We start from the raw sequence: 10,352 nt of genomic DNA on the forward strand, positions 1-10,352 counted from the left end.
GAAAAAGGGAGAAGTTTTACTTGTAAATGACCGGCAGAAAATCATTAAAAAACTTCCCGACCTTGCTTATAACCATCATAATATAGAGATCGACCCAAACGGAAATGCCGTGTTTGAAGATAAGCAAAACCGTGAAAGACGGTTGTTCATCAATTACAGGGGTGAGGTGATTTTAGACAGGAATCTTACCGAAATTAAACGGGTAAACAACTACCTATACCGGATAAACAGCCCTGATGAGCGGGGCTATACATTTACCGATAAAAACGGAAAATTATATAATGATGACGGAGAAGACCTGAAAAACGGCAGGATTTTCAGAAGAAAAAATTATTTTTACATACGGGTAAGAGAGAAAGACACGCCTCCGGGCTATTATTTTTTTGATAATTCCGGAAATTTTCTGGGTAAAGATTTACCTTTATACAAACAATCTATAAAAGAGTACTAAAAAATGAAGATTGCCGCTATAGACATAGGCAGTAACGCTGCCCGGCTCCTGATCAATGAAGTGAAAATAAACAACCGCCAGCCGGAATTCGTCAAACTGAACCTGCTGAGGATTCCCCTGAGATTGGGAATGGATGTTTTTACCCTGGGAAAAATCGGGGAAGAAAGAGAGAAAATGGTCATCGACTCCATGAAGATCTTCAGTGACCTGATGAAAATCTACAAAGTGGAGCATTACCGGGCCTGCGCTACCAGTGCCATGCGCGATGCCGCCAACGGGGAGGACATCATCAGTGAAGTGAAGAAAACCTCAGGAATCCAGATTGAAATTATTTCCGGTGATGAAGAAGCCTCTCTGGTGTTTGAGAACCATATAGCCGAAGGACTGGATAAAGAGTTCGCTTATCTGTATATTGATGTGGGCGGCGGGTCCACCGAACTTACTTTCTATGAAAACGGGAAAATGATCTATGAAAAATCGTTCAACATCGGGACCATCCGGCTGCTGAACAACCTGGTAACGCCTGACAACTGGAAAGATATGAAGGAAGAGATCCGGAAGAATATCAACAGCAAGAAACCGATCGTCGCTATCGGTTCAGGGGGCAATATCAATAAGGTGTTCTCAATGAGCAAAACCAAAGACGGCAAACCGATGTCGCTCGCGCATCTTAAGAAAGTCTACAAGGAGTTTGATGATCTTAGTGTAGATGAGAGAATGACGAAATATAACCTCCGGGAAGACCGCGCGGATGTACTGGTACATGCCCTGAAAGTCTTCAACAACGTCATGACCTGGTCTGAAATCAACCGGATTTTTGTTCCTAAGATTTCCGTGGCCGATGGCCTGATCCATAATATCTACAGCAAATTACAGGTAAAAAAATAGTTTTTGCCCGAAACAATAGACTCAACCGGCCCTGACGCGGCCGGTTTTATTATGCCACACCTCTTGATCCTGCCATCATCTTTAACAGGACTATACTGCCTTTTGCAATAACCGGTCAGCCATACGGAAAACAGGATCCGGACGAAATCCCGTTTCCTTTTTCTGTCCCACTGACCTGCAACATATCTGTTCTATAATCCACTGTATAAATATGTTAAAAGCCTTTAAAAAAAGTTAACACCCATAAAAGCAGTATAATTTTTGCTGCTGTTTAAAGTAAAATTGTTGCTGAAACGACAATAACACTAAAGATAGGGAAAATGAAATCAATTAAAATAATTCTTACCGGTGCTACGGGAATGGTGGGTGAAGGCATCCTGATGGAATGCCTTGAGAATCCTGAAATTTCCGAAATCCTGAGTGTCAGCAGGAAACCTTCCGGAAAGAAACATGCCAAACTAAAAGAATATATTGTATCTGATTTCCTGGAACTGGATATAAATGATGACCATTTCAAAGGATACGACGCTGTATTCTTCTGCGCCGGAGCCAGCAGTATGGGAATGAACGAGGAAGACTATACGAAAGTTACCTTTGACACAACGCTCCATTTTGCAAAAGCCGTACTCCGCCACAATCCGGATATGGTTTTCAACTACGTATCCGGGGTCTACACCGACAAAACGGAAAGCGGAAAAATGATGTGGGCAAGGGTAAAAGGAAGAACGGAAAATGCACTCCGGAAACTCGGATTCAGGGCGGCCTATAATTTCAGGCCGGGTTTTATGAAACCTGTTGAGGGACAAGAACATGTCAAATGGTTTTTTAAGCCTTTTATCTGGATTTTCCCTATTGTACTTCCGTCAAAATCATTAACTTTACGGGAAGTGGGTAAAGCAATGATCAATGCCGTACAGAAAGGATACCCCGTATCGACACTAGAAATCAAAGACATTAAAAATTTAGCAATATGAAAGAAATGATCAAAAGAATTTTCCTGGTTGCCTTTATCCTGCTGGTGGTGACTGCCGTTTCAGGATTCTTCTACATGCAGAAACATCCGCTGGACGGAAGGAAAGCCACCGGAAAAAACCTTAATTTTATCGGTAACATATCGAAGTAAAACGACTTTGCCAATCAAGGTAGCCCCTTTATAAAAAATTCCCTTTCATGCAATAAGATCCTATTGCATGTATTTTCACGTGCATTCCTGTGAAAGACTAAGCCCGCGGTGCATCATTCAGATTTTTACTTTCATTATTTTCTACGTACAACATCAGTCATTATATCGGTACTTTAATTTCCGGACTAAAAGGTAGCGGGTAAAAGGAAGTGATCTGTCCGCGCATATGAATGATCTACCGCGTTAACATAACATTTTGAAACCTGTGAAACCTTTCCTTCGTCATTTGCATCTGGTTTGAGATTACCTGTTTATTAATCATTTATTAAAATTACCTTAAAACGTTTGCCGGAGAGAAGTTTCATTTTTGCATATATTTAATATCAGTAAAAATGATTCATCACTATCTGCTCAAAAGCTCTGTTGCAGCTGCATTTCTTCTTTACGGAACAGTTTCCGGACAGTCTTCCCTGATCCATTACTGGAATTTCAATAACAATACCTCTGCTGCCGCCCTTATGGCACCTACCTCAACCCTGTTATCAGGTTCTCTGGCGGCCGTTACCAGCGGAACTACAGAAGTGGATTTTGCAGGCGGGACCGGACAGAATTTCAGCGTTGACAATCTGAATGCCCGGAACGGGGATCCTGCCGGAAGCCATCTGCGATACAACTACCCTGTCAACGGAAATTTGCAGTTCAGCCTTCCCACTACCGGCTACGGCAATATTGTTGTGAAATTTACAACCAGAAGGTCAGGCTCCGGAGCAGGGACACAGAACTGGTCCTATTCCACGGATGGAATCAACTTCCAGCCCTACCAGACCGTGGCCCCGCAGGATGCCAATCCTCAGCTGATTACTTTTGACTTCTCTGCAGTACCGGGTGTGGCCAACAATGCCAACTTCAGACTTAAGGTACAGTTTGCAGCCGGCTCAGGAGGAAGCGTGGGAAATAACCGCTTCGATAATTTTACCGTTGATGCAACAGCCCTCGGAGGAGCAGATACCACGCCGCCTGCCGTAACCTATCTTCCTGCCAACAACACGAATAATGCCCCGACTACCGTAAACCCTACCCTCACTTTCAATGAAAACGTAAGGTTAACCGATAATTCAGCCATCAACAATTCCAATGCACAAATGCTGATTGATTTCCGCCTCGGAAGTGCTTCCGGTCCCGTTGTTCCCTTTACCACCACCTTCTCCAATAATAAGATTACCGTTATCCCGTCTTCCGGAATGGTTCCGAATCAGACTTATTACCTCGCCCTGAAACCGGATATGGTGGAAGATACCAGCGACAATTCCCTGACCGCTGTTACGTCTTCCGTTTTTACCACAGGCGCCACTTCGGTATCACTGGATAAAAACTTCATCAAGGTCAATGAAAATGCGGGCACGCTGGCATTTAAGGTCAATGTCAGCAATCCTTCGAATGCTGCGGTTAACCTGGTGGTAAAGCCGGCACCTTTCAGTACTGCGGATAGCAATGATTTTACTTTATCCAGTCAAACCCTTACCCTGACACCTTCTACCAGCAGCTTTACCATCAATATCCCGATTATTGATGATGCCATGCAGGAACAGCAGGCTGAATATTTTGTGCTGAGCCTGGAAAACCCTTCCGGAGCAACCATTTCCGGTGACGGCAACGCTACCGTATACATCGTTGACAATGACAAGCCGGCGCCCGTCCCTTCCCATCAGATCCAGCTGAACTATATCGGCAGTTTCGACCCTTCCGGGAATAATAACAGTTCCACGGAGATCGTGGTGCACGATCCTTCCACCCAGAGATTATTTACCATCAGTTCCCTGACCGATGTTTTCGATATCATTAACTTCAGCAATCCCAATTCGCCTTCGGTCATCAGTACCGTCAATATGGCCCCGTACGGCGGAATCACCAGCATTGCTGTAAAAAACGGGATTATTGCCGCCGCTTCCCCAAATGCCAACCCGCAGCAGAACGGATCAGTAGTCTTCTTCGATATTAACGGAAATTTCCTGAAACAGGTAACGGTAGGCGCTCTGCCCGATATGGTAACCTTCTCACCGGACGGCACCAAAGTTATGACTGCCAATGAAGGGGAACCGAATGATGCTTATACGGCAGATCCGGAGGGAACCGTAAGTATCATCGACATCTCAGGCGGTATAGCCAGCCTTACCCAGAGCAATGTGACCACCCTGAACTTCAATGCTTTCGACACCCAGGTTGCGGCACTGACAGCTACCGGACTGAGAAAAGTACGCACCGGAAATACCCTTTCCCAGGATCTGGAGCCTGAATACATCAGCATCAGTGCAGACAGCCAGAAGGCCTGGGTAACACTTCAGGAAAACAATGCCATTGCAGAAATCAACCTGGCGACGAAAAGCATTGCCGGAATCTGGGGACTGGGCAAAAAAGACATGAGCCTTCCCGGAAACGGTTTCGATGCCTCGGATAATAACGGTGAAATCCTGATTGCCAACTGGCCGGTAAAAACCTATTATACGCCCGATGCTTTCCAGAACTATAAAGTCGGGAATACCCATTATATCGTTACTGCCAATGAAGGCGATGAAAAAGACCTCTCCGGGTTCAGTGAAAGAACTACCGTGGGAGCTGCAAGCTATGCAATGGACCCGTCTGTTTTCCCGCAGGCATCCGTCCTGAAAGCTTCATACAATCTCGGCAGGTTCAGGGTAACGAATGCCACCGGAAATACGGACGTCGACACCGACTTTGAGGAGATTGCAGCACTGGGAGCCCGCTCCTTCTCTATCTTCAATGCCGATACAAAACAGATCGTGTATGACAGCGGCGACCAGTTTGAACGGTATATCGCGGCAAATTATCCTTTGATCTTCAATGCCGACAACGAATCGAATACCGTGAAAAGCAGGAGCCGGGCCAAAGGCCCGGAACCGGAAGGTGTTGCCCTGGGAACCATCAACGGACAGACTTACGCTTTCATTACCATTGAAAGGACCGGCGGTGTGATGGTATATAATATTACCGATCCTAATAACCCTACTTTTACGGATTATAAAAATTCCAGGACGACCTCTGCCTTTGGCGGTGATAACGGACCGGAAGGCATCATTTACATTGCTCCCCAAAACACCACCACCGGAAAAGGATATGTGGTGATTGCCAACGAGATCAGCGGAACCCTTTCCCTGTATGAAGTAGCCGGTTCCCCTACCCTGGCCACCGGTGAGGCAAACAAGGAAAAGGCAACCTTCAACATTTTCCCTAATCCTGTAACGAAAGGCAATCTGGTGTACTTCAACAGAGCGCAGGACTATGAACTGTACGATATGTCCGGAAAAATGATCGGTAAAGGAAAAAACGGACTGACCATTGACACCTCAGCACTTACGCAAGGCGTTTACCTTCTAAAAACCTCAGAAGGGCATATAAAGAGACTTATTGTAAAATAGAATATAGAATTTGATTGATTAAACCAGGCTCCGGATCATCCGGGGCTTTTTTGTTACGGGAAAATTGAGTAGCTTTAACTTTTTTAAGCCCATGAAAGAACAATTGGAAGACATCATCCGCCAGGTTTACCGCAAAGAAAAGCGGAATCTTTTCACCTTCCTTACCGGAGCGGGCATTTCATCCGACAGCGGCATTCCCACGTACCGTGGAACAGACGGAATATGGGTGAAAGGGACAGCATTTCATAAACCTGAAGAATTCGGTACGCTGGCTTATTTTAAACAACACCCTGAAGAAGTGCTGCAATATACTTTATTCAGGAAAAAAATGTTCGAAAGTGCAGACCCGAATGAAAGCCATTTCCTTCTTTCCGGTATTGAAGATGTATTGAAGGACAGGTTTCAATTGATTACACAGAATGTAGATAATCTTCACAGGCGGGCAGGAAGCCGCAGGCTTTATGAAATCCACGGAAACAACAGGGAAATCAAATGTTCGAACGGATGCAGGGAAATAATAAGCCTTCCTGAAGAAATCACCGGTAAAAACATCGATGAAGAACTTACGGAACGTGATATTGAGCTTCTTACCTGCCGGAACTGCGGACATTGGATGCGGCCGAATATTTTATGGTTTGATGAATATTATAACGAGAAGACCCATAAGAGATTCAGTGCATTGAAGGCTGCCAAAAACAGCGGAATTCTTTTTATCATCGGAACCTCCGGTGCCACCAATCTTCCTTTCGCCATAGCAGAGACTGCAATGAAATACGGAGCAACCCTTGTTGATATCAACACGGAAGACAATCATTTTACAGGATTGATCAAGAATAAAAAAAATAAAATCATTGTGCGGGAAACATCAACTGAAGCCTTAAGATGGATTGATGAAATCATCAGAAATATAAAACTCCAGCAATAACAGCATGTTTGCATTTTCCCTCGATACAGGTTCTGAAAACAACCTGATTACCTCCATCGGCGAGGTAAGAAATCTTGAAAGCAACAGATCGAATATAGGCTACCGGAAACTCAGGCTGATCAATGTTCAGGATACTGCAAAGTTGAAATATGAGATCGAAAAAGCAGCTTTGACTTATGATCATAACGGTTTTATCCATATGCTGGATGCAAACGGCTCCATAATTCATTCAACCTTTATAAGCAGCATCAGCATCGGCAAATCCAAACGGAATACACTCTGTTTAAGCGGGTAGGTATGGTTCAAACCCAAAGGTTTTCAAAAGTCCTTGCAAATGTACCTTAACAACGAAATCAGCGGAAAGGACTGCTGGAAAAAACTGAACAGGGATGAATTACAGGGATGGCTGGTATTTGCATTGCATATTACGAAACCCGGGCCCGACAGGGAAAATCTGTTCATCCGCATTGATGGCAGCCGGTTCCATAACGAGGACGGATTCTATTGCGCGCTTGGTGAGGAAATACACGGTAGTACCGGATATTTCGGCAGGAACAAAGGTGCCCTGACGGATTGTCTGCGGGGAAGCTTCGGTGTGAAATCCATTTCGGAAATAACCTGGGTCAACCATCAGAGAAGCAAAAAACTGCTGAAGAGAAATTTCACTGACATCATAGCTATTTTTGAAAGCTTCGATGTCAGGGTTATGTTAAAATAAAAATAATCGCGGAAGGCTTATACAGTGTTTCCTGCTTAATGGATATCATCGTAAATCCGTACCAGATCTACTACATTTTTTGCCTGCAGCTTTTCAAAAATCTTCTTTTTATAGGTACTGATGGTGGACATTTTTAAATTCAGCGTATTGGAAATTTCAATATTGCCGTTGCCTTCTGCAAGCAGCTTAAAGATCTGGAACTCCCTTTTTGAAAGCCGCTCTACAGAATGGCTTTCGGCAGACTGGGACACCAGCTTTTTCATCATCTCCACGCTGTAGTGGTAGCCTTCCTCAAATATGCCTGAAATGCTTTCCAGGATTTCAGTTTCCGAGGCCCCTTTATTCAGGTATCCGGCTGCGCCTTCTTCTATGTACTGTATTCCGACATTGTCATCATACAAAGCGAAAAGCAGGATTTTAAGGTGTTTCTGTTTCTTTTTAAGATCCTTTACCATAGCCTTGTAAATGCCTTCGGGAATATCGATATCAAGGATCAGGAGATCGTAGTTTTTTTCAGTAATTTTTATTTTGGTTTCAGAATAAGTCTCAGCGAAATCAATTGTACACGGATATTGGAGTTTAGACTTCAGCACCAGCGCCGTACCCGTCCGTACAACATAATGACCATCTGCAATGAGTATATTTTTCATAGTATTTAGTTTAATCCGCTTTTCCGGTCAGGAAAATCAGAGCTTCTGTTTAATTTTAAAATTTTCACTACAAGTTACAGACCAAAACCGGTAGATCCAAAATGATCTGTTCTATTGGTATCAGGGAACTGCCGGCAGTTTATGCTATGGTTTTCCTGCCTGTGAAAGCATGAGATGAATACCCATTCTGATTTTTTATCGCTTTATTACATAAAAAGTGAAATATGTCCTCCTGCATTCCGTACCGGTCTGAATAATTCACTACAAAAGTAAGATTTAAATTGTCACGAGAAAGTAGAATTATTACTATAAAAGAATCTTAATTTTCTTTAACAGTTTCTTAAAATAAGCACTTTTAACCCTCTCATACAGCAGGATCACATCATCAGGCTATCTCCTATGTGTGATTAAAAATTTGTTCATCAGGCACTTATCATGCAGAATAAAAAAATGGTCATCTGTCTGAATATTCTTTGTTCCTTGCTATATTTCATCAGGCATTATGGAATATACATCTCAATTCATGGGAACAACCGTCTTTCCCGGGGGCAGCCGGATCTCAGGATGATGTATCGGAAAAAATTTCTATTGTACAGGATGAAGAGTTTAAATACAAGGATAGAGATAGAGATAGAGATAGAGATAGAGATAGAGATGGAGATAGAGAGAAAGAGAAAGAGAAAGAGAAAGAGAAAGAGAAAGAGAATGACAATAAAAAAGACAGACCCATGAGGACCTGTCTGAAAAATATATTTTTTTTACTTTTACTCTACGCTTACCACCCTTTCAATTTCCGGGGCATGTTGTTTAATGGTGTTTTCCACCCCTAATTTCAGGGTAGAAAAATTCAGCGAGCAGCCGGAGCAGTTTCCTAAAAGCTTAACGTATACCAGGCTGTCTTTTACATCAATGAGCTCGATATCGCCACCGTCTTTATTTAAAAACGGGCGGATGCTTTCAAGGGCTTCCATTACTCGGGTTACGGTATCTTCGTGTGCTATATTTGTTTCCATATTTTGGTTTTCGGCTTGTTGAATCATTATTTTGCTTTTGGTGAGCAGCCTGCCATTGTGGTAATTTTTACCGCTTCGGTAGGAGGAAGGCTTTTATTTCTTTCTACCAGGCTTTCCACCATCCGGCGGGCAGTTTCCGTATAGATTTCTGCAATGGCAGAACCTTCCTGCAGTGCCGCCGGCCTTCCGACATCCCCTGCCTCCCTGATGCTCTGGATCAGAGGAATTTCTCCCAGTACAGGAATCCCCAGGTCTTCAGCCAGGTACTGCGCGCCCTGTTTCCCGAAAATGTAATATTTGTTCTCCGGCAGTTCTTCCGGCGTAAAATACGCCATATTTTCGATTAATCCAAGCACCGGAATGTTGATGCTTTCCATCTGGAACATGGCAATCCCTTTTCTTACATCTGCCAGGGCAACGTGCTGCGGCGTACTTACGATCACCGCTCCGGTAACCGGTACTTCCTGGATGATGGATAAATGGATATCACCTGTTCCCGGAGGAAGGTCAATCAGCAAAAAGTCAAGCTCGCCCCATGCCGCATCACGGATCATCTGGTTCAGGGCCTTTGAGGCCATCGGCCCTCTCCAGACCACCGCCTGGTTGGACCCTGAAAAATACCCAATCGACAGCATTTTCACCCCGTAGTTTTCCACAGGCTTCATCAGGTTTTTACCGTTTACTTCCACGGAGATCGGTTTTTCTCCTTCGGTATCGAACATGGTAGGAACGGACGGCCCGTAAATATCGGCATCCAACAATCCTACCTTAAAGCCCATTTTGGCTAGTGTTACCGCCATATTGGCAGAAACCGTAGATTTTCCAACCCCTCCTTTTCCGGAAGCGATGGCTATGATATTCTGGATCCCGGGAATCTGCTTCCCTTTGATCTGACTTTGCTGAATTTCGCTCGGCTCCGGAGAGACGATCTTTAATTTAAGATTCACTTCTTCCCCAAATTCGCTGGCAAATGCCTGTTTCATGGCTGCCTCCAGTTTTTTCTTTTCGTGCATGGCCGGAGAGTGTGCCGTCATGTCTATATATACATCAGCGCCCATGATCTGCAGGTTGTTCACCAAATCATCAACTTCTATTTCCTTAAGGAAATCCTGAACCTTTTCTTTCGTCAACATAAACTAAATAAATTGTT

The 10,352-nt window shown here is 44.0% G+C and carries 12 protein-coding genes; 9 read left to right on the plus strand and 3 right to left on the minus strand.

What is annotated here, in order from left to right; genetic code table 11:
• The 8 genes from QZ735_RS18270 to QZ735_RS18305 form a co-directional block, all read left to right on the plus strand.
• Positions 1–451, plus strand: a 451-nt coding sequence (locus tag QZ735_RS18270; RefSeq protein WP_294251628.1) for a hypothetical protein, incomplete at its 5' end; no start/stop codon positions are given.
• A gap of 3 nt (positions 452–454) precedes the next feature.
• The gene (locus QZ735_RS18275; protein WP_294251630.1) at positions 455–1,339 is read left to right on the plus strand and encodes an exopolyphosphatase; all 885 of its coding nucleotides are present in this window, start codon (positions 455–457) and stop codon (positions 1,337–1,339) included.
• A gap of 320 nt (positions 1,340–1,659) precedes the next feature.
• Positions 1,660–2,313 (plus strand): NAD-dependent epimerase/dehydratase family protein, encoded by a 654-nt coding sequence (locus QZ735_RS18280; protein WP_294251633.1) that lies wholly within the window; start codon positions 1,660–1,662, stop codon positions 2,311–2,313.
• Positions 2,310–2,462 carry a hypothetical protein gene (locus tag QZ735_RS18285; RefSeq protein WP_294251635.1) on the plus strand — a complete coding sequence of 51 codons (153 nt, stop codon included), beginning with the start codon at positions 2,310–2,312 and terminating at the stop codon, positions 2,460–2,462. Before QZ735_RS18280 ends, QZ735_RS18285 begins: the two co-directional genes overlap by 4 nt.
• A gap of 392 nt (positions 2,463–2,854) precedes the next feature.
• Positions 2,855–5,896 (plus strand): choice-of-anchor I family protein, encoded by a 3,042-nt coding sequence (locus QZ735_RS18290; protein WP_294251637.1) that lies wholly within the window; start codon positions 2,855–2,857, stop codon positions 5,894–5,896.
• Between the two features lie 91 nt (positions 5,897–5,987).
• Positions 5,988–6,821: a Sir2 family NAD-dependent protein deacetylase gene (locus QZ735_RS18295; RefSeq protein ID WP_294251639.1), complete on the plus strand. Its 834-nt coding sequence runs from the start codon at positions 5,988–5,990 to the stop codon at positions 6,819–6,821.
• A 4-nt stretch (positions 6,822–6,825) separates the two neighbouring features.
• Positions 6,826–7,116 carry a hypothetical protein gene (locus tag QZ735_RS18300; protein ID WP_294251641.1) on the plus strand — a complete coding sequence of 97 codons (291 nt, stop codon included), beginning with the start codon at positions 6,826–6,828 and terminating at the stop codon, positions 7,114–7,116.
• Between the two features lie 39 nt (positions 7,117–7,155).
• A complete protein-coding gene (locus QZ735_RS18305; RefSeq protein WP_294251647.1) occupies positions 7,156–7,539 on the plus strand; it encodes a barstar family protein in 384 nt (127 codons plus the stop codon).
• Between the two features lie 35 nt (positions 7,540–7,574).
• Here the strand turns inward: QZ735_RS18305 and QZ735_RS18310 are convergent, their stop codons facing one another.
• On the minus strand, positions 7,575–8,189 hold the full coding sequence (locus QZ735_RS18310) for a response regulator transcription factor (protein ID WP_294251650.1): 615 nt from the start codon (positions 8,187–8,189) through the stop codon (positions 7,575–7,577).
• Between the two features lie 597 nt (positions 8,190–8,786).
• On the opposite strand from QZ735_RS18310, the gene QZ735_RS18315 reads away from it, so the two are divergent.
• A complete protein-coding gene (locus QZ735_RS18315) occupies positions 8,787–8,921 on the plus strand; it encodes a hypothetical protein (RefSeq protein WP_294251654.1) in 135 nt (44 codons plus the stop codon).
• A gap of 32 nt (positions 8,922–8,953) precedes the next feature.
• Here QZ735_RS18315 and QZ735_RS18320 read toward each other — a convergent pair whose 3' ends face one another.
• Positions 8,954–9,202, minus strand: a complete 249-nt coding sequence (locus tag QZ735_RS18320; RefSeq protein WP_294251656.1) for a NifU family protein — start codon at positions 9,200–9,202, stop codon at positions 8,954–8,956.
• A gap of 26 nt (positions 9,203–9,228) precedes the next feature.
• Positions 9,229–10,335, minus strand: a complete 1,107-nt coding sequence (locus tag QZ735_RS18325; RefSeq protein ID WP_294251658.1) for an Mrp/NBP35 family ATP-binding protein — start codon at positions 10,333–10,335, stop codon at positions 9,229–9,231.
• Positions 10,336–10,352 lie beyond the last annotated feature (17 nt).

The organism is uncultured Chryseobacterium sp., assembly GCF_913776365.1.
Classification (GTDB): Bacteria; Bacteroidota; Bacteroidia; order Flavobacteriales; family Weeksellaceae; genus Chryseobacterium.